The sequence below is a fragment of the Thioclava sp. 'Guangxiensis' genome (assembly GCF_045348365.1).
GTDB lineage: Bacteria > Pseudomonadota > Alphaproteobacteria > Rhodobacterales > Rhodobacteraceae > Thioclava > Thioclava kandeliae.
This window is the reverse complement of record NZ_CP155822.1, coordinates 672130-692394: the sequence shown is the minus strand read 5'-3', so window position 1 is coordinate 692394 and position 20265 is coordinate 672130. Positions and strand designations below refer to the sequence as shown.

The window sequence follows — 20265 nt, the reverse complement described above, 5'->3', positions numbered from 1 at the left end:
CTGGTCCAGCCGGACTCAGCCCTGTGCCGCTTTGGCCGCATGATCGAGATCGTAGACGGTGCGCGCGAGTTTCTGGAACTCGCGGCGCAGCGGCGATTTGGCGGCCGCTTCGGCCATCGGCTGGCCGTGATCATTGGCCTGCGTCACCGCGCGTCCGCCATCGGGCAGCTGCAGCTCGATGGTGATATCGAGGCTCTCTGCCAGACGTTTCACGCGCGACTTGCCGGTAAGGTCGGTGAATTTCGGTGCACGGTTCAGGACATAGCGGAGCTTCTCGATCGGCAGTTCCTCGGCCTGCAACGCGCGGATCATCCGCAGCAGATTCTGGGCCGAGCGCATATCCAGCTCGAGCATCGCGAAATAGAGATCGGAGGCCGAAAGCACGGTCTCGGTCCATTGCACCACGGTCGAGGGCATGTCGATGACGACGAAATCGAACTGGCTCTGCGCGGTTTTGATCAGCCGCGAGATATCCTCGGTCGTGGGCAGGTCGAGCGGCAGCATATCGGCGGGGGCCGTGAAGACATGCAGCTTGTCCTGATAGACCTGCAGGGCCTGATGCAGCAGGTCGCTATCGAGTTGCGCGCTATGGCTGAGCGTATCGAAGATGATCTCGCGGCGCGGCAGGTCCAGATAGGTCGAGACGGTGCCATATTGCAGATCGAGGTCGATCAGGCAGACGCGGGGCGCTTCGGGGATCGCGCCTTTCTTCTTGCCGGTCGCGCCGGGATTGCAGGCGAGCTCCCATGCCAGGTTGACGGCAAAGGTGGAGGCACCGACGCCGCCCGCCATTCCGTGCACCGCCAGAATGGCGCCATTGCGGTCGGTGCTGCTCTTGCGCGCGGGGGCCGGAGCGGCAGGGGCCACCTCGTCTTCCTCGTTACCCAACCGCTGGATTGCCTCGTGCAGCGCCCCTTCGGGAAGCGGATAGGGCACGAAATCATCGGCGCCGAGCCGGAGCAACTGGTGCAGCGCGATCGGCGACAGCTCCTCCGCGATCAGGATGATCCGCAGCCCTTTGTCCTTGGCGGTCGTGATGATGCGGGTGATCCGGTCCAGATGGACTTCGTCATCGCCATCCAGCGCGATGGCGAGAAATTCGAGGTTTTCGGCATCGGGCTGGTTCAGGAACAAGAGGGTGTCATCGAAGCCGAGGTCCCCCCAGCTCTCGCCCAGTTCGGCCTCCATATCCTCGATCAGAAGGTTGAAATTGGACACATCACGCGACACGGTGCAGGCGACCAGCGGTGCCGGTTCCGGGCTAAGGATAGGTGCTGCACTCATCTGCGTGTCGTCCCTTCTGCTTCGGTCATATTCTTGACCTTAGGTTACCCCGCGCCGACTCGGCGGCCGGGGTCGCGCTTTCGTTCAAGATCATGCCGAATTCTGGCAAGAATGCGGCCATACTGTTTCAATTGTGGGGATATAGGCGACGATCAGGAAAACGGGCGAAGCTTGTTTCCAAGCCCCGCCCGCTGAAAGAGTTTTGTAACTATGCTTGTTAACTGCCGCTGTCGGCTGTTCCCACAGAGGTGGTCTGGCCGCCGGTCAATGTGGTCACGGATCTTGCACTCGTGACATAGTCCCTGAAGACGATTTCTGCGTATTTTCCGTTCAGCACCATAGGGTTGCTCGCGACAAAGCCGGAGACTTCGGTCACGGTGCGGCGGTTTTGCATATTGGGGCCGCTGGTCTGGACCACAGGCTGTGTCTCGCCATAGCTGACCATTGCCTCGAGCCGCGAACGCGAGATGCCCTGCGCGGTCAGGAAGTCCACCGCCGCGCGTGCCCGACGCAGGCCGAGCGCCTTGTTATAGGCATTCGAGCCGACCAGATCCGTATGGCCATAGACGCGGAAGCGGACTTCCGGGAACTGGCGGATGAAGCCCGCTTGACGAGCCAGGATCGCGCGGGCCTCAGGTGTCAGCACTGCCGAGTTGAAGGCGAAGTTGATCGTGGTCGGCACGCTGGCGCTGAATTTCCGGTTCAGGTTGATCGCGAAATCCTGCGGATTGGTCATCACCTGCAGGTTATGGGCGGTTGCATTGCCATAGCCGTCGGTCTGTAGATCCGCACCGATTTCCTGTGTGCAGGCGGCCAGTGCCAGAGTCGCACCGCAAATCGCGAGTTTCATTGCAAAATGGTGCATCTGTTATTCCATCATATAGCCGTAAGAGCCTGAATAGTCCTGCTTGGCCACTTCGGCCGCGGCCCCCGACACGGGGCGGCCCGTGGTGCGACCGAAGAGGAACATATCCTTTTCCGACGGCAGTTTGACGCGGTCGGTCGGCAGTGCATAGGCCGTGCCTTTGGTGGGCGTGACCAGATGCGGCGTCACGATGATGACAAGCTCGGACTGTTTGCGCTCGTATTCGCTGGAGCGGAACAGGGCGCCCAGAACCGGCACGTCGCCCAGCCACGGCACCTGACTGTTCAGCCCGTTAAAGTCATCCTGCAGGATACCCGCGATCGAGAAGCTCTCGCCATCGCGCATCTCGACTGTCGTCGAAGTCTCGCGACGCTTGAACGCATTGACCGAGAAACCGCCCGATTCCATCGTGACACTGGTATCGATGGAGGAGACCGCGGCTTTCATTTCCAGATTGATAACGCCATTGTCGATAACGCGCGGGATGAAACTCAGCTCGACGCCGAAGGGCTTGTATTCGATGGCAATGCTATCATCATCAACCACTGGAATAGGGTATTCGCCGCCGGCAAGGAAATGGGCCTCTTGTCCCGAAAGGGCAGTGAGGTTGGGCTCGGCCAAGGTGCGCACGACGCCCTTGCTTTCAAGCGCTTCAAGCAGAACGCTCATCTCGAAATTGCCGCGGCTCAGGCTCAGACCGAACTGGCCGCCTTCGCCGCTGCTGGTCGAGTTGCTGAGCCCCGTCGTGGTGCTGCCGCTATTGCTGGTGAGCCCCAAGCCGATGGAGGCGTTGAGGTTCTTGGCAACAGACCGCTGCATCTCGGCAAAGCGGACCTGCAGCATGACCTGCTGGGTGCCGCCGACGGACATCAGGTTCGAGACGCGGTCCGGTGCGTAGCGATTGGCCAGATCGAGGGCGCGGTCGAGTTTGCCGGTCGAGGAGACGGTCCCCGACAGCACGATGCCGTCATTGGCGGTGCGCACCTCGATATTCTCGCCGGGCAGGATCTGTTTCAGACGTTCCTTGAACTCGGCGATATCGGGGGTGACCTGCACCTCGACATTCGAGATCAGTTTGCCATCCGCGCCAAGGATCGTCATCGTGGTGCGGCCGGGCAGCTTGCCGAGCACATAGATGGTCCGGTCGGACAGGGTGGTGATATCGGCAATGCCCGGATTGGCGATCGACAATTCGGTAAAGGGCTGGTCGCTTTCTACAACCACCGCACGGTTCATCGGAACGGCAAGCGGCGCCGAGGATGCCCCCGACATCACGCGCAGGGTTTCGGCTTGGGCGGCAGAATATGCACCAAAGCTACAGGACAGCGCCAGAAGGCCTGCCGAGAATAAAGTCTTTAGGTTCATTGTGATCCTGCCTCTCCGACCACAGGGAATGTCTCACGGCTCTGGCGTCCGTTTGGCGATCATTAACTGCTTTTGAGGCGAGCATGACCCAAAGACAGGCATTTGGCAATAATTCGCTCGGGCTAAACGTGACGGCCTGTGCCGCAGGGGACACAGGCGGATGTTTCTCTATACTCAGTTCGTGCAAGGAATAGGCGTTTCGATGACTTCGGTGCCTTTGCGCGTCTTGATGGTGCAGACCTTGGGGGCAGGCGCGGCAGCGATTTCGGGCGTGCCCAGCAGCTGATCGCGATCCAGCTCGATCGTGCCCAGATCGCTCGTATCGAGGACATTGCCGACGAGCGAGAGCATGATCTTGCCCGTGCTTTGCGCCAAGGTCAGTGCGGCGACCTGTTCGGGGCTGATCTCGGCGGTCACGTTACGCGCGACAACCGTTTCCTCCGAGCGGTCCGCATCGGCATTCTGATCGATGGCGATCAGTTTCACATTGCTCTCGATCAGCTTTGCGACATCGCGGCCATTGACCTGACCATACCAGTAGACATCCACATGATCGCCCGGACGCAGGAAGCCCGAAACGCCGGAGCTGGCATTTACACCGATGGTGAAGGCTCGCATGCCGGGTTCGAGACGGGCGGTAATACCCGCATCCACGCCCGGTTCGGTGATCTTGGTGGCGATCAGCGGTTCGTTTGCCTCATAGGAGCGCAGCGCCGCGCGCGGGCGTGTCTCGCCCTCGATGAACGCGGCCTTCTTGGCGGCATCCTGTGCGCTCCCGTCGCCCTGCGGGCCGGAAATGGCGGTAAAGGCGCCTTCGGGGAGTTTACCCTTCTGCACCTTGATGACCTCGAGATCGGCTTGGGTAAACCGCTCGCCATATTTGAGCGGATGCTTGACGACGACCATATCGGCCATCTGGGTCATGGATTGCCGCTCTTTCAGCAGGTAGTCACGCTGGGCCTGAAATTCGGCAATCTTGCCTTGGGTCATATACACAGCCATACCGGCCAGTGCGACGCCCAGAATAAAGACCAGTCCAAAGATAAGGCGCATTGTGGTTCCCTTTCTGAGAGTACTTTGCGGCGTAAAACCCTATTTTCGGGTTAAAAATCGTCTTGAATCTCTACTGATTCCAGATAGTCGGCGATTTTGGTAGAAGCAGTATAGGTGCTTTGGCCCACGACCTTCGCCACAGCGAGTGCAACGACTGCAACCACGGCCGTCAAGACGACCCATTCAGCCGTCAATGCACCGGTTTCGCGTTGTGTAAGCTCTTTAAATCGGCGGAAGATTCTCATCTTTACTCTGCTTTTCTGCTGGCTCTCACGGTTGCGGACCGCTTCACAAGAAAGAGCCGCCCGTTGGGGCGGCCCTTTTAAGACATGGCGGTTCTAAATTACTCGCCCGCCTTCAGATCGTCTTCGGTGAGAGCGGCAGCGGTAATATCAATAGCATCAGCCGAGGAATAGATCTTTTTGCCAACCAGGGTCACGATCGCGACGCCGATACCCACGATGGCAGCGGTCAGCACAACCCAGTCAACGGTCACAGCGCCGTCTTCTTCGTTGCGGATTTTTTTGGTCATACGAAACAGTTTCATGGCAGCTCTCCAAGTTTGATTTGGTGTCTCTTTCCGCAGTGCTGGGTCATTCACCCTAACCCCTCTACGCTGCGGCATGAGGTGAATTTGTCGTTGGTTCGTGGCGAGATTGGGGCGGGTTGCGGGCGTTTCATGGACCAAAGGCAGAATCTTTATCTTTTGTTGAGAATTTCGTCTGTCGGGTCCCATAGCGGGAGAATTGACTGGCCCAAAACCTGCCTCGGCGGCGAATTTGCGGAAGGAAACAGGTGCGATTCTCCCGATTCTGGCGGGAAATTCGCGGGAAACGGGCAACGCTTTACGGGGAATCGTATCCGTTAAGCCTTGATGTGCCGAGAAATACTGGCCCCGTGGAACGGATTCGGGGTTAATAGGCGGGGAGGGGATGCCCCATACATGTAGGATGATCCAATGGATGTAAGACAGGCGGCGTTTCGGGGCATCGGTGCCGCTTTGATCGTAGGGGCCGCGCAACTGGCTTCTGCGCAATCGGTGATCACCACGCCCACGGTGCGCACGATGTCGATGCAGAGCCAGACGCCTACGGTCAATCGCTATTCGCCCAAGACGGTGCGCCCGCCCGCGCCGGGCACGAAGCGGCTGATCACCATCCAGATCAATCCCGAGGAGCAGAAGGCGGCGCTGGCGGCACGGTCTGCCACGCCCTTTACGCCTGTGATGCCCCAGACGGCTGCGGCGCCGCCTGCCAATTCGGCCTATAAGTGGTATTGGAACCTGATCTCGCCCACATTGGGCGACAGGGCGGGGCGGTTCGAGCAGGCGATTGCGGCGCTCAGCCAGGGGCCCAAAGGGCAGAGCGTGCGTGCCCCCCGTCTGGCCGACCTGAAGCGGATCGCGGATGTGCATGGCTCGCAGATCCTTGCCGCAACAATCGGTACGCAGGTCTCGCCCGCGCTGGTGCTGGCGATGATCTCGACGGAATCGGCGGGGCGCCATGATGCGATCTCGCATGCGGGGGCGGTGGGACTGATGCAGTTGATCCCCGCGACGGCGGAGCGGTTCGACGTGGCCGATAGCAAGGATCCATCGCAGAATATCAAGGGCGGGGTGGCCTATCTGGACTGGCTGATGACCGAATTCGACCGCGATCCGCTGATGGTGATTGCGGCCTATAACGCGGGCGAGAATGCGGTAAAGCGCAATAACGGTGTGCCTCCCTTCAGCGAGACGCGGGATTATGTGCCCAAGGTGCTGGCGGCCTGGTCGGTGGCGCGCGGGTTGTGCCTGACGCCGCCCGAGCTGGTCACTGATGGCTGTGTCTTCGCCGATCGCGGCTGAGTTTCGCCTCGCGACAAAGAGACCCAAAGGTAAGAAGAGACCCCGGGACAAAGAGAAAAGGCACCCGCCTGCCAGCGGATGCCTTTTTATCTTCTGACGGATCGGGCGGCAGGGCCGCCGGTGATCGTCTGGATGAGGGCCTGTATGATGAACCCATAGCCAATGGCGTCCCCCGGGTGTGATTGGGTGATGCGGAGGGCGATATGTGGTATGGGTCTTGCTTGCCTCGGTCGTTCTGCTCTTTTTATATGGCGTTCTTGGCTTCACCCGCTGCCACAGGATCAAGCGCTGCGCCGATAAAGGCAAGTTGAAGGCCAATTGGGGCAAGAATAAGGCGCTGTTTCCAGATTTGGACGAAATCGGGGGAAATCATGCGAATTGTTCAGGATAAATCCGAGGGTCGATGAAAAAAGGGCGGAAAATCCGCCCTTTAGAAGATTTTCAGCCCGATGGCTCAATCGACCAATGTGGCCTCGGTTGCGGCGCGCAACTCGTCCTCGCTGATGCCTTCGGCCAGTTCCACGATCTTCAGCCCGCCTTCGACCACATCCAGAACGCCCAGATTCGTGATGATCCGGTCCACGACGCCGGTGCCGGTCAGCGGCAGGGTGCAGGCCTTGAGCACCTTCGATTCGCCGGCCTTGTTCTGGTGATCCATCACCACGACGACCTTTTTCACGCCCGCGACCAGATCCATCGCGCCGCCCATGCCCTTCACCAGCTTACCGGGGATCATCCAGTTGGCCAGATCGCCGTTTTCGGCCACTTCCATCGCGCCGAGGATCGCCGCCGCGATCTTGCCACCGCGGATCATGCCGAAACTGGTGGCACTGTCGAAATAGACGGTGTTGGGCAGTTCGGTGATGGTCTGCTTGCCGGCATTGATCAGATCGGGGTCTTCCTCGCCCTCATAGGGGAAGGGGCCCATGCCCAGCATGCCGTTTTCCGATTGCAGCGTTACATTTACGCCTTCGGGGATGAAGTTCGGCACGAGCGTCGGGATGCCGATCCCGAGATTGACATAGGTGCCGTCTTCCAGTTCCTTTGCCGCGCGGGCGGCCATCTGGTTGCGGTCCCAGCCCTTTTGAACGTCAGACATGGATCAGGCCTCCTTCGGGCGGGTGGTGACTTTTTCGATACGCTTCTCGTGCTGACCCTGGATCAGGCGGTGCACATAGATACCGGGCAGGTGGATGGCATCGGGGTCGAGACTGCCCACGGGGACGATCTCCTCGACTTCCATCACGCAGACCTTGCCGCACATTGCTGCCGGCGGGTTGAAGTTGCGCGCGGTCTTGCGGAAGATCGCATTGCCGGTCGCGTCGGCCTTCCATGCCTTGACGATGGCCAGATCTGCAAAGATGCCCTCTTCGAGGATATAATCCTCGCCCTTGAACTGTTTCACTTCCTTGCCCTCGGCGACCTGCGTGCCCACGCCGGTTTTGGTATAGAAGCCCGGAATGCCCGCACCGCCTGCGCGCATCCGCTCGGCCAGCGTGCCCTGCGGGTTGAATTCCAGCTCCAGTTCGCCCGAGAGATATTGCCGCATGAATTCGGCATTCTCGCCGACATAGGAGGACATCATCTTCTTGATCTGGCGCGTTTCCAACAGCTTGCCGAGGCCGAACCCGTCAACGCCCGCATTGTTGGAGGCGACCGTCAGATCCTTCGTGCCGCTGGCAACGATGGCATCGATCAGAAGTTCGGGAATGCCGCAAAGGCCAAATCCGCCCGCCGCAATCAGCATGCCGTCCGACAGAAGCCCGTCGAGAGCCTCTGCTGCGGAGCCGTAAATTTTCTGCATAAATACTCCTCCAATTGTTTATGCCAATAAGGCGCTATCGCTCTGGGCAAGTCAATGCTGCGCTGCGGCAGGTGGTGGGCCGGCACGGAAAACGGGCGGCCCGCTTCGGATCATCTGCCCAAGAAAAAAGGCAGGCTGCCTGCGCACCTGCCTTTCCGTCTTACTCTTCTGCGCCCGACCCATCCTCGGTATCGGGTGTCTTGGCCGTGGCTTTCTTCGGGGCGGCCTTCTTGGCGGTCGTCTTTTTCGCCGGAGCCTTTTTGGCTGCAGGCTTTTTGGCCGCGGTTTTCTTGGCAGCCGGTTTTTTGGCCGGTGCTTTTTTCTTGGGGGATTTGGCCGCCTTTTCGGCCAGCCACTCCACCGCCTGTTCCATCGTTACCTGCTCGGGTTCGACCTCTTTGGGAATGGTCGCATTGACCTTTTCCCATTTCACATAAGGCCCGTAGCGCCCCGGCATCACGGAGACCGCGCCGCCATCGGGGTGGTCCCCCAGCTCCTTCAGCGGCTTTGCTGCCGCGCCACGGCCACCACGGGCCGCCTTCTGCGCCAGAAGCTCGACGGCGTGGTTCATACCAACGGTGAACACATCCTCCACCGAGGGCAGATTCGCGTAGGTCTTGAGGTGCTTCACATAGGGCCCGAAACGCCCGATGGCCGATTCGATCATCTCGCCATCTTCCGGATGCGGCCCGATCTCGCGCGGCAGGTTCAGAAGCAGCATTGCCTTGTCGAGATCGAGATCTTCCAGCGACCAGGTCTTGGGGATCGAGGCGCGCGGCGGTTTTGGCACATCCTCGGTGACTTCGCCCTTCTGCACATAGGGGCCAAAGCGGCCCACCCGCAGAGTGACCTGCATCCCTTCATCATAGCCCAGCAGTTTGCCATCCAGCGCCTGCGCCGCATCATCGCCATCGGGGGCCGAAAGCGGGCGGGTATAGCGGCATTCGGGGTAATTGCCGCAACCGATAAAGGCACCACCCGAGCGGGCGGTCTTCAGATGCAGCTGGCCATTGCCACAGACGGGGCAGATCCGCGGATTCGAGCCGTCCTCACGGGGCGGATAGATATGGGGGGCCAGCACCTCGTCGATCTTGTCGAGCACCTCGGTGATGCGCAACTCCGAGGTCTCGGCCAGTGCCGCCGAGAAATCCCGCCAGAACCGCGAGAGCACTTCCTTGTAGTCGCGGCTGCCCGCCGAGACGTCATCGAGCTGGTCCTCCAGCCCTGCGGTGAAGTCGTATTCTACATAGCGCCGGAAGTAGTTCTCGAGGAAGACCGTCACCAGACGGCCCTTATCCTCGGGGAACAGCCGGTTCTTGTCCTTGCGGACATAGCCACGGTCCTGAATGGTCGTGACGATCGAGGCATAGGTTGAAGGCCGCCCGATGCCCAGCTCCTCCATCCGCTTGACCAGCGTCGCTTCGGTGTAACGGGCAGGCGGCTGGGTATGGTGCTGTGCGCCGAGGATCGCGGCATTCTCGCTCATCACAGCGGCGGGGCAGCGGCGGATACCGGCCTTCTCGTCCTCGATTAGCGCGTCTTCGCCCTGCGCCTTGCCGAAAGCATCCTCATAGGCAGGGGCGAGTTTCAGCGCCTCGCCCTGCATTACCTGCGGCAGGCGGTTGCTGTCCTCGTCATCATCATCGTCACGGCCCTGGTCATAGACCTTCAGGAAGCCGTCAAAGGTCACGACGGAACCGGTGGCGCGCAGCTCGATCTGCTCGTCCTTCGAGCCGATCAGCACGGTGGTGCGCTCGAAACGGGCAGCTTCCATCTGGCTTGCGATCGTGCGCTTCCAGATCAGATCATAGATCTTGCGCTGGTCATCGGCCGAGACCTTCAGCTTGTCGGGCGAGACAAACATATCCGTCGGGCGGATACATTCGTGGGCCTCTTGCGCGTTCTTGGCCTTGTTTTTGTACATACGCGGCGATTTGGGGACGTATTTCTCGCCGAATTTGGCTTTGATCGCGTCGCGCGCCTGCATCACGGCCTCGGGCGCCATGTCGATGCCATCGGTCCGCATATAGGTGATATAGCCCGCCTCGTAGAGACGCTGTGCCGCCGACATGGTGGCCTTCGCGCCCATGCCGAATTTGCGCGAAGCTTCCTGTTGCAGGGTCGAGGTCATGAAGGGCGCATAGGGGTTGCGGGTCGCGGGCTTGGCCTCGACCGAATTGACCATCAGCGCGCGCGAGGACACCGCCTGCACGGCCATTTCGGCATCGGTCTGGTTGGCCAAGTCGTATTTATCGAGCTTCTTGCCGCCCATCATCGTCAGGCGGGCCTCGAAGGTCTGGCCGCGCGGGGTCTCCATCTGGGCCACCACCGACCAGTATTCCCGCGGATTGAACGCCTCGATCTCCATCTCGCGCTCGACGATGAGCCGCAGGCAGACCGATTGCACACGCCCCGCCGATTTCGCACCGGGCAGCTTGCGCCACAGCACCGGCGAAAGGTTGAAGCCCACCAGATAATCGAGTGCGCGGCGTGCCAGATAGGCCTCGACCAGCGCGGTATCGACCTGACGGGGGGATTTCATCGCCTCGAGGATCGCGGTTTTGGTGATCGCGTTGAAGGTCACACGGCTGACATTCTTGCCCTTGAGCTTCTTCTCAAGCGCCTGCTCGAGGTGCCATGAAATCGCTTCCCCCTCGCGATCGGGGTCGGTCGCGAGGATCAGGGTGTCATCGTCTTTGAGCGCATCGGTGATCGCCTTGATGTGCTTTTTCGAATCGGAGGCGACCTCCCATTTCATATCGAAATCATGTTCGGGGTCGACGGAACCATCTTTCGGCGGCAGGTCGCGAACGTGCCCGAAGGATGCGAGGACGGTATAATCGGAACCAAGATATTTGTTAATTGTCTTGGCCTTGGCTGGTGATTCGACGACGACAACCGCCATATGGACCTCGCTTTGGGCATGTTCTTGAGTTGGGCGGAAGATTGGGATTTCTTCGGGCAATGTCAATGTAGGGCCTGATTTTCCTGTGTCGCAGGGCTGGCTCAGGCCAGACTGATCCGGCTTCCGGCGTGGCGCAGGACCAGCCCGTCCAGCTCGAGTTCGGTCAGGATCTGCGCGAAACTTGCCGCATCGATCCGCAAATCACGGATCACATGCTCCTCCAGAACCGGACTGGGACCCAATAGCTCCAGCAGCGCCTGCGCCGGATCTTCGGGCGCCGCGGGCGGAGCCTCGGCGGCAGGGACGGGCGTGGTCTGCACTGGTCCCAGTGCCTCGGCAATATCGGCGAAATCGCGGATCAATGTGGCGCCATCGCGGATCAGCAGGTTGCAGCCTCCCACACGCCCGTCCATCGGATGGCCGGGCACGGCCATGACCTCTCGCCCCTGATCGAGCGCATTGCGGGCGGTCAGCAGGCTTCCCGATTTCGTGGCAGCCTCTATGACAATCGTCGCCCGCGCGAGACCGGAAATGATGCGGTTGCGTTGCGGGAAATGGCGGGCCTGCGGCGGCATCCCGACAGGATTTTCCGAAAGTCGCAGCCCCTGCGCGGCAAGATCCGCATGCAGCGCTTTGTTCTCTTTGGGATAGACGACATCGATCCCGCCGCCCTGCACACCGATCGTGCCGGTGGTGAGCGCCGCCCTATGCGCCTCGGCATCGATCCCGCGGGCCAGTCCCGAGACCACCACATAGCCTGCCTCGCCCGCCTCGCGGGCCAGACCTTCCGCCATCCGCCGCCCGAGAGACGAGGCGCTGCGGGCGCCGACAAAGGCTAGTGCAGGGCGTTTGAGTAACCCGAGATCGCCCATTGCCCACAGGACAGGAGGCGCATCCGGCAGATCGCAGAGCGCCTGCGGGTAATCGGGCGCGCCGAAACAAAGGAGGCGCGCGCCCGCCTTCCGGCCCGCGTTCAGTTCCGCCAGAGCGGCGGCCTCGCTACAAGGAGAATAATCGGTCACACCGGCAGAACGGGCAATCTCGGGCAGGGCCTCAAAGGCCGCCGCGACCGATCCGTGTTCGGCAATGATCCGGTGAAAGGTCGTGGCCCCGATACGACGCGAGCGAAAGAGGCGGAGCACCAGCAGTTCATTTTCTTCCGTGGTGGGTGGGGTGAAGGGGGTGGGGTAAGAAAACAAGCCTGTTTTCATCCGGTCCTCCGCCTCTATCGCAAAACCAGATTGCTGCGTTAAGATTAACGAAAGGTTACCGAATCCGGCATCGCTGGAATTTTGCTAAAAATTTATTTGATCTTTCGATAGAAAAGCCGCCCAGAGAGGCGGCTATCCTGTTGTCATACCAAGGAAATGAGTGCCCCAAGGTCAGGATGCAGCCGAGCCGCCAACCGTCAGCCCGCCGATCATCAGACTGGGTTGGCCGACGCCTACGGGCACCCATTGACCTTGCTTGCCGCAATTCCCGACACCCGGATCGAGCGCCATATCATTGCCGATGGCGCGAATCTTCTGCATCGCGGTCGGGCCGTCACCGACCAGCGTGGCCCCTTTTACCGGCGCGCCCACAACACCGTTCTTCACACGGTAGGCTTCGGTGCAGTTGAACACGAACTTGCCATTGGTGATGTCCACCTGACCGCCGCCAAAGCCCACGGCATAGATTCCGTCTTTCAGATCGGCCAGAATGGAGGCCGGATCGGTATCGCCGCCCATCATATAGGTATTGGTCATGCGCGGCATGGGGCAATGGGCAAAGCTCTCGCGGCGGCCATTGCCGGTGGGCATGACCCCCATCAGGCGCGCATTCTGGCGGTCCTGCATATAGCCCACCAGAATACCGTCCTCGATCAGCACATTCCTGCCCGAAGGCGTGCCCTCATCGTCGATGGTGATCGAGCCGCGACGGTCGGGGATGGTGCCATCATCCAGAACGGTCACGCCCTTGGCGGCCACCTGTTGCCCCATCAGACCGGCAAAGGCCGAGGATTTCTTGCGGTTGAAATCGCCCTCCAGCCCGTGGCCCACGGCCTCGTGCAAGAGGACACCCGGCCAACCCGGACCCAGCACTACATCCATCTGCCCCGCAGGCGCAGCCTCGGCGCGCAGATTGACCAGTGCGATGCGCAGCGCCTCGCGCACGGCGGGCTGCCATGTGTCGGGTGTGATCAGCCCTGCCAGACCGTAGCGGCCACCGCCGCCATGATTACCCGACTCGCGGCGACCGTTTTCCTCCACGATCACCGAGACATTGATCCGCGCCATCGGACGGATATCCGACACCAGCCCGCCTTCGGGGCGCAGGATGAAGACCTCCTGCAGGGAGGCCGCCATCGAGGCCGAGACCTGCACCACGCGCGGATCGAGATCACGGGCGAAGGCATCGATCTCCTTGAGGATGTCGATCTTGGCGGCGAAGGTCGCGTCCGTCATCGGATCGTTATCGGTGTAAAGCCGCAGATTGGTGCCCTGCGGCGGGGGCGCCATCGTGCCGCCACCGGAGCCAACGGCCAGACGTGCGGTCTCGGCGGCGCATTTCAGCGCGCTTTCGGTCAGCTCGGTCGAATGGGCATAGCCCGAGACCTCGCCGCGCACAGCGCGCAGGCCGAAGCCCTCCGAGGCGTCGTAACTTGCATTTTTCACACGGCCATCATCGAAGACGAGCGCCTCGGAACGACGGCGTTCCAGAAACAGCTCGCCATCATCGGCGCCCGCCGTCGCCTCTCGCAAGACGGCAAGCGCGCGCTCTTCATCCAGCTGGGTTTCGAACGGGGCAAAGCGGGTCTCGCTCATGCGGTATCCTTTCCTTTTCGCGCGGCACGGGCGCGCGCGGGTCTGCCTATGGATATGTCGCGTCCGGCCTGCCGTTACAAGTTTTGAAGACAGGATGCGGGGCCGCACGCGCTCATCAGCAGCAAATTTGAACGCTCACACTATGTAAAGATGTGGCGTAATATCAATAATAGGTGTATCCGGCCCCTGCGCGATTTCGCTTTCAGAGGCGGATTGTGCTTGGCTTTTGCCGCATCGGGGCACCTCGTAGCTCTCGGCTCTTGTCGGAAACGTGACAGGTCGGGATGCCGTGGGCAGGAGCTGGACAGGTTTTGTGCCGCGCAGCCGCGCGACAGATGGCAAAGACGAACCGGAAGGCACGGATGAGCGATATCGGCTATGTAAAACCGCAAGGACAGGACGCGCAGTTCAACGATTTCGTGGCTCTCTTGAAGCCGCGCGTGATGTCGCTGGTAGTGTTCACCGCCTTTGTGGGACTTGTGGTAGCTCCTGTGCCTGTGCATCCGCTGGTTGGCTTTATCTCCATTCTTTTCATTGCCTTGGGTGGTGGTGCCTCGGGCGCGCTGAATATGTGGTATGATGCCGATATCGACCGCATCATGAAGCGCACGCAAAGCCGCCCGATCCCTGCTGGCCGCGTCAGCGAGACCGAGGCTCTGGGCTTTGGCCTGGCGCTTTCGGTGATCTCCTGCGTGATGCTGGCGCTTGCGTCGAATATCTTCGCGGGGCTGTTTCTGGCCTTCACCATCTTTTTCTACGTCATCGTCTATACGATGTGGCTCAAACGCTCGACGCCGCAGAATATCGTGATCGGTGGCGCGGCGGGGGCCTTCCCCCCGATGATCGGCTGGGCGGTTGCAACGGGCGGCGTGTCGGTCGAATCAGTGGCGATGTTCCTCCTGATCTTCCTGTGGACGCCCCCGCATTTCTGGGCGCTCGCGCTCTTCATGAAGAGCGATTATTCGGCGGCCAAAGTGCCGATGCTGACGGTGACCCATGGCCGCAAGACCACGCGTCGCCATATCCTTGCCTATGCGCTGATCCTCGCGCCGGTGGCCATCGGGCTGGGCGTGACTTCGATCGGCGGGCCGGTCTATCTGGCCACGGCGCTGGTGCTGAACGCGATCTTCATCCATGGCGGCTGGGTCATCTGGCGCCGCGCCGAAGAGACCGCAGAGGCCGAGGGCTACCGTTTCGAGAAGCGCTATTTCTACTTCTCGCTCCTCTATCTGGCGCTGCATTTCGGGGCACTGCTGGTCGAGAAGGCGCTGCATCTGTGGCCCGCCTATGCGCAATTCGTGCAAGGGTTCACCTGGTCATGAGTGGTCGGCTGTATCCCATGCATCTGGCCCGCGCCTCGCGCAACAAGGGGCTGGGCCTGACGCTTGCCGTGTTCTGTCTCTTGGTCTTCGGGCTGACCATCGTGAAGCTTTCGGCCCAGACAGGAGCCGCCACCGGAGCCGCCACCGAGGCCGCGGCCCCCACAACCATCACCCAGACGCGCTGATCCGCGGGCTTTTCTGCCGCAGATTGCGTTGATTTTTCCATGATATATGCAGTCAGGGATGACAGCGCCCGTGCATTGGCGTATCAGACCCCGACGAACCGAAGGACTGACCATGCGTTATATTTCGACCCGGGGACAGGCCCCGGCTCTGAGCTTTGGCGAAGCAATGTTGACGGGTCTGGCCCGTGACGGCGGGCTCTATGTGCCCGAGACGGTGCCGCAATTCACCGCGGACGAGATTGCCGCGATGGCCGGTCTGTCCTATGAGGAGGTCGCCTTCCGCGTGATGAAGCCCTTCACCGCCGAGACCTTCTCGGATGAAGAGCTGAAAGGCGCGATCACCCGTGCCTATGCCGGGTTCGGTCATGTCGCGCGCGCGCCGCTCAAGCAGCTGGCGCCGAACCATTTCCTGCTGGAGCTGTTCCACGGCCCGACGCTCGCGTTCAAGGATTTCGCGATGCAGGTGATCGGCCAGCTGTTCCAGATCGAGCTGGCGAAACAGAACCGCAAGGTCACGATCGTCGGTGCCACCTCGGGTGATACCGGCTCGGCGGCCATCGAGGCCTTCCGTGGGCTCGATAATGTCGATGTCTTCATCCTCTTCCCGCATGGCCGCGTGTCGGAAGTGCAGCGCCGCCAGATGACCACGCCGATCGAAGGCAATGTCCATGCGCTGGCGCTCGAGGGCGATTTCGACGATTGCCAGGCCAAGCTGAAGGATATGTTCAACGATTTCACCTTCCGCGACGAGGTTGGCCTTGCCGGTGTGAACTCGATCAACTTCGCCCGTGTTCTGGCGCAGATCGTCTATTACTTCACCTCGGCCGTGGCCGTGGGCGCGCCGCATCGCAAGGTCTCCTTCACCGTGCCGACCGGCAATTTCGGTGATATTTTCGCGGGCTTCCTTGCCAAGGAAATGGGCCTGCCGATCGAGCGTCTGGTGATCGCCACCAACCAGAACGACATTCTCGACCGCTGCATCAAGGCGGGCGATTACACCAAACGTGGTGTGAAACCCTCGATGAGCCCCTCGATGGATATCGAGGTGTCCTCCAATTTCGAGCGCGCGCTATTCTGGGCCTATGGCCGCGATGGCGCCGCAGTTTCCGCACTGATGGACGAGCTGAAAAATCAGGGCTCCTTCACCGTGTCGAAAAACGCGATGGGGGCATTGCTCGAGCATTACGACAGCGGTGCCGTCGGCGAGGGCCGCACGCTGGAGATCATCGCCAAGACGCTGAAAACCACCGGAGAGCTTCTGTGCCCGCATTCCGCCGTGGGCGTGGGTGTGGCGATGGACGCGATCGAGCGCGATCCGGCAACGCCGATGATCACGCTGGCCACCGCGCATCCGGCGAAATTCCCCGCCGCCGTCAACGAGGCGTCGGGCGTGCATCCCGATCTGCCGCCGCGTATGGCGGACCTCTTCGACCGCGAGGAGCGTGTGACCCGTGTGCCCAATGACCTGGACGCGCTGGAAACCCTGATCCGTAAAGAGCGCCGCGCATGATCCAGTTCTCGACCCTTCCCAACGGCCTGCGCGTCGTGACCGAGCGGATGCCCTCGATGGCCTCTGCCGCCATCGGCATCTGGGTCAATGCGGGCGGGCGTCACGAGCGCCCCGAACAGAACGGTATCGCACATTTCCTCGAACATATGGCGTTCAAGGGCACCAAGACGCGCTCTGCCTTGCAGATTGCTGAAGCGATCGAGGATGTGGGCGGCTATATCAATGCCTATACCTCGCGCGAGGTGACCGCCTATTACGCGCGTGTCTTAGGCAATGACGTGCCGCTGGCGCTCGATGTCATTGGCGATATCCTGATGAACCCGGTCTTTGACCAGCGCGAGATCGAGGTCGAGCGCGGTGTGATCCTGCAGGAGATCGGGCAGGCGCTCGATACGCCCGACGATATCATCTTCGACTGGCTGCAGGAGGCCGCCTATCCCGATCAGGCGATCGGTCGCACGATCCTCGGTCCGGCGGAAAAGGTCGCAGGCTTTGGCCAGAGCGATCTGGCAGGCTTTGTTTCCGAGCATTACGGCCCCGGTCAGATGATCCTGTCGGCGGCGGGGGATGTGGATCATGACGCCATCGTCAAACAGGCCGAGATGATCTTCGGCCATATGATCCCGCGCAAGGATGCGCTGATCCAGCCTGCGAGCTGGAAGGGTGCCGAATACCGCAAGTCGAAAGACCTCGAGCAGGCGCATTTCGCACTGGCATTCGAGGGTCCGAGCTACCGCTCGACCGATCTTTATGCGGCGCAGGTCTATGCAACGGCGCTGGGGGGCGGGATGTCTTCGCGGCTGTTCCAGAAGATCCGCGAAGAGAAGGGCCTGTGCTACACGATCTTCTCCCAGGCCGGTGCCTATGAGGACACGGGCATGATGACGATCTATGCGGGCACCTCCGCCGAGGAGGTCGAGCAGCTGTCCACCCTGACGGTGGACGAGCTGAAGCGCGCCGCCGAGGATATGTCCGAGGTCGAGGTCGCCCGTGCGCGGGCCCAGATCAAGGCGGGTATGCTGATGGGGCTCGAGAGCCCGTCAAGCCGCGCCGAGCGGATGGCCCGTAATCTGTCGGTCTGGGGCCGTGTGCCCGATCTCGAGGAGACGGCGGACCGTATCGATGGTGTTACCGTCGAGGCCGTGCGCGCCTATGCGGCCAAGCTGATCGCCGAGCCCAATTCGGCGCTCGCCCTTTATGGTCCGGTTGATCGTGCTCCCGATCTGGAGGAATTGCGACGGAGGCTTGCTGCCTGATGCTGACGCGTCGCCGTAAACCGAAGGTGGAAACCGATCGGCTGACGCTTCGCCTGCCGCAACATTCCGACTATCGCGACTGGGCGAGCCTGCGCGAGGAGAGCCGCGACTTCCTGACCCAATGGGAGCCGCTCTGGTCCAACGACCATCTCTCGCGCAAGGCCTTTGCCAATCGGGTCTACTGGTCCGCACGGGCCGAGGCCGCAGGCACTGCCTTGCCCTTCTTCCTCATACGGCGCGGCGACGAGCGCGTGGTGGGGGCTATCACCCTCGACAATATCCGCCGTGGCCCCGCGCAATCGGGAACCATCGGCTATTGGGTGGGCGAGCGCTATGCCCGTCAGGGCTTTATGCGCGAAGCCATTGAAGGGGTTGTGGATTACGCCTTCGCCATCCTCGATCTCAGTCGTATCGAGGCAGCTTGCCTGCCTGAAAACGCGGCATCGCGCGGCGTGTTGGAGAAATCCGGCTTCAAATATGAAGGTGTGGCGCAGGCCTATTTGCAAATCAACGGCCGCTGGCGCAACCATGTGCTCTATTCCAACCTGCGTCCCGACCGCCGTGGCCGGACGGATGTGGGTTAAGTCCAGATTATAAAGGAAATTCCATGCGCGCTGCCGACGATATCTTCCGCGAAGAGCTTTCCGAGCTCCTACCGGATCTGGCGCTCTCGGAGGCGGAGCCGCGCTATCTGGAAGAGCCGCGCGGGCGCTGGTTCGGGCAGGGGGGGCTTCTGGCAAAGCCCGCAAGCACCGAAGAGGTGTCGCAGATCCTCAAGCTCTGTCACGCGCAGAGCGTGCCGGTGGTGCCCTATGGCGGGGGCACGGGGCTGGTGTCGGGGCAAGTCATGCCCGGCGAGATCCGCCCGCTGATCCTCAGCCTCGAGAAAATGACCCGTATCCGCGATGCCGATGCCCATACGATGATCGTCGAGGCGGGACTGACCCTGGCGCAGGTGCAGGAGGCGGCCGAGGCGCGCGGGCGGCTCTTTCCGCTATCGCTGGCCTCTCAGGGCACGGCGCGGATCGGCGGCTGCCTGGCGACCAATGCGGGCGGGGTGAATGTGCTGCGCTATGGCAATACGCGCGAGCTGTGTCTGGGCGTCGAGGCGGTGCTGGCCGATGGCACGATCGTCTCGGGACTCAAGCGCCTGCGCAAGGACAATACCGGCTATGACATCAAGGATCTGATGATCGGCTCCGAAGGCAGCCTTGGTGTGATCACGGCGGCCAGTCTGCGGCTCTTCCCGCGCCCCTCCGAGGTCGGCACGGCGTTTTTCGTGGTGCCCAGCCCCGAAGCGGCGCTGGAGCTGTTGGAGATCGCCGAGGCACGGATGGTGGGCTGTGTATCGGCGTTCGAGCTGATCGCCCGTCAGGGGCTGGAATTTCTGGCGCAGGTCGGCCCCGAGGTGCATATGCCCTTTGCCGAGGCGCCGGACTGGATGGTGTTGTGCGAGATCGGCCTGCCCGCGGGGATGGATGCCGAGGAGGCTCTGGCGGGGCTCTTCGAGGCTGCGGGCGATCTGGTGAGCGATGGTGTCATCGCGCAATCGGGCCAGCAGCGGAACGATATGTGGGCGCTGCGCGAGAATATCCCCGAGGCGAACAAGCGCATCGGCTCGATTTCCAGCCATGATGTCTCGGTGCCGTTGCCCTCGCTTCCGGCCTTCATCAAGGCGGCGGGCGAGGCGCTGGCCGAGCTGGGCGATATCCGCGTGAACTGCTTCGGCCATGTGGGCGATGGGAACCTGCATTACAACGCCTTCCCTGCGGCGGGTAAAACCCGCGCCGATTATGACCATCTCAAGGGCGCGGTGAAGGATTGCGTTTATGCGGTGGTCGACAGTTTCGGTGGATCGGTCTCGGCCGAGCATGGGATCGGGCGGATCAAGACCGGCGATCTGGAGCGCTATGGCGATGCGGGCAAGCTGGCGGTGATGCGCGCGGTCAAAGCGGCGCTCGACCCCAAGGGGATCATGAACCCGGGCGCGGTGGTGGTGGCGGGTGAATGAAAAAGCGCCTCGCCCAATGGGTGGTGGCGAGGCGCTCTGCGAGTGGTTCACG

The 20265-nt window shown here is 61.5% G+C and carries 18 protein-coding genes; 7 read left to right on the top strand and 11 right to left on the bottom strand.

The window, feature by feature from the left end; genetic code table 11:
- Window positions 1–15: 15 nt before the first annotated feature.
- From ABEB22_RS03380 to ABEB22_RS03355, 6 genes are all read right to left on the bottom strand, one after another.
- On the bottom strand, window positions 16–1284 hold the full coding sequence (locus tag ABEB22_RS03380) for an AAA family ATPase (protein WP_350936288.1): 1269 nt from the start codon (window positions 1282–1284) through the stop codon (window positions 16–18).
- Window positions 1285–1501: 217 nt separating this feature from the next.
- Window positions 1502–2149, bottom strand: a complete 648-nt coding sequence (locus ABEB22_RS03375) for an OmpA family protein (RefSeq protein ID WP_339114261.1) — start codon at window positions 2147–2149, stop codon at window positions 1502–1504.
- 3 nt (window positions 2150–2152) lie between these two features.
- Entirely contained in the window at window positions 2153–3514 is a 1362-nt protein-coding gene (locus ABEB22_RS03370) for a type II and III secretion system protein family protein (RefSeq protein ID WP_339114262.1), read from the bottom strand.
- A gap of 174 nt (window positions 3515–3688) precedes the next feature.
- Window positions 3689–4567 (bottom strand): Flp pilus assembly protein CpaB, encoded by an 879-nt coding sequence (gene cpaB, locus ABEB22_RS03365; protein ID WP_406870822.1) that lies wholly within the window; start codon window positions 4565–4567, stop codon window positions 3689–3691.
- Window positions 4568–4617: 50 nt separating this feature from the next.
- Window positions 4618–4812 carry a pilus assembly protein gene (locus ABEB22_RS03360; protein ID WP_350936283.1) on the bottom strand — a complete coding sequence of 65 codons (195 nt, stop codon included), beginning with the start codon at window positions 4810–4812 and terminating at the stop codon, window positions 4618–4620.
- A 98-nt stretch (window positions 4813–4910) separates the two neighbouring features.
- Entirely contained in the window at window positions 4911–5114 is a 204-nt protein-coding gene (locus ABEB22_RS03355) for a pilus assembly protein (protein ID WP_406870821.1), read from the bottom strand.
- A gap of 411 nt (window positions 5115–5525) precedes the next feature.
- Here ABEB22_RS03355 and ABEB22_RS03350 point away from each other — a divergent pair, with 411 nt between their 5' ends.
- Window positions 5526–6413: a lytic transglycosylase domain-containing protein gene (locus tag ABEB22_RS03350; RefSeq protein WP_406870820.1), complete on the top strand. Its 888-nt coding sequence runs from the start codon at window positions 5526–5528 to the stop codon at window positions 6411–6413.
- 454 nt (window positions 6414–6867) lie between these two features.
- Here ABEB22_RS03350 and ABEB22_RS03345 read toward each other — a convergent pair whose 3' ends face one another.
- The 5 genes from ABEB22_RS03345 to tldD form a co-directional block, all read right to left on the bottom strand.
- Window positions 6868–7512, bottom strand: a complete 645-nt coding sequence (locus ABEB22_RS03345) for a CoA transferase subunit B (protein WP_339114265.1) — start codon at window positions 7510–7512, stop codon at window positions 6868–6870.
- Window positions 7513–7515: 3 nt separating this feature from the next.
- Window positions 7516–8217, bottom strand: coding sequence for a CoA transferase subunit A (locus tag ABEB22_RS03340; RefSeq protein WP_339114266.1), 702 nt, complete (start codon window positions 8215–8217; stop codon window positions 7516–7518).
- Window positions 8218–8377: 160 nt separating this feature from the next.
- Complete coding sequence (gene topA, locus ABEB22_RS03335) at window positions 8378–11122, bottom strand: type I DNA topoisomerase (protein ID WP_406870819.1); 2745 nt, start codon at window positions 11120–11122, stop codon at window positions 8378–8380.
- A gap of 101 nt (window positions 11123–11223) precedes the next feature.
- Window positions 11224–12333: a DNA-processing protein DprA gene (dprA, locus tag ABEB22_RS03330; RefSeq protein ID WP_406870818.1), complete on the bottom strand. Its 1110-nt coding sequence runs from the start codon at window positions 12331–12333 to the stop codon at window positions 11224–11226.
- Between the two features lie 171 nt (window positions 12334–12504).
- Entirely contained in the window at window positions 12505–13929 is a 1425-nt protein-coding gene (gene tldD, locus ABEB22_RS03325) for a metalloprotease TldD (RefSeq protein WP_406870817.1), read from the bottom strand.
- A gap of 362 nt (window positions 13930–14291) precedes the next feature.
- On the opposite strand from tldD, the gene cyoE reads away from it, so the two are divergent.
- The 6 genes from cyoE to ABEB22_RS03295 all read left to right on the top strand — a co-directional run bounded on the left by cyoE (window position 14292) and on the right by ABEB22_RS03295 (window position 20213).
- Entirely contained in the window at window positions 14292–15251 is a 960-nt protein-coding gene (gene cyoE, locus ABEB22_RS03320) for a heme o synthase (RefSeq protein WP_406870816.1), read from the top strand.
- Window positions 15248–15436 (top strand): hypothetical protein, encoded by a 189-nt coding sequence (locus tag ABEB22_RS03315; protein ID WP_350936268.1) that lies wholly within the window; start codon window positions 15248–15250, stop codon window positions 15434–15436. Before cyoE ends, ABEB22_RS03315 begins: the two co-directional genes overlap by 4 nt.
- 112 nt (window positions 15437–15548) lie before the next feature.
- Entirely contained in the window at window positions 15549–16946 is a 1398-nt protein-coding gene (gene thrC, locus ABEB22_RS03310; RefSeq protein WP_406870815.1) for a threonine synthase, read from the top strand.
- Entirely contained in the window at window positions 16943–18202 is a 1260-nt protein-coding gene (locus ABEB22_RS03305) for a M16 family metallopeptidase (protein ID WP_406870814.1), read from the top strand. The genes thrC and ABEB22_RS03305 overlap by 4 nt, the downstream gene beginning before the upstream one ends.
- A complete protein-coding gene (locus tag ABEB22_RS03300) occupies window positions 18202–18786 on the top strand; it encodes a GNAT family protein (RefSeq protein ID WP_339114274.1) in 585 nt (194 codons plus the stop codon). Before ABEB22_RS03305 ends, ABEB22_RS03300 begins: the two co-directional genes overlap by 1 nt.
- Before the next feature lie 23 nt (window positions 18787–18809).
- The gene (locus ABEB22_RS03295; RefSeq protein WP_406870813.1) at window positions 18810–20213 is read left to right on the top strand and encodes an FAD-binding oxidoreductase; all 1404 of its coding nucleotides are present in this window, start codon (window positions 18810–18812) and stop codon (window positions 20211–20213) included.
- Window positions 20214–20265: the final 52 nt, after the last annotated feature.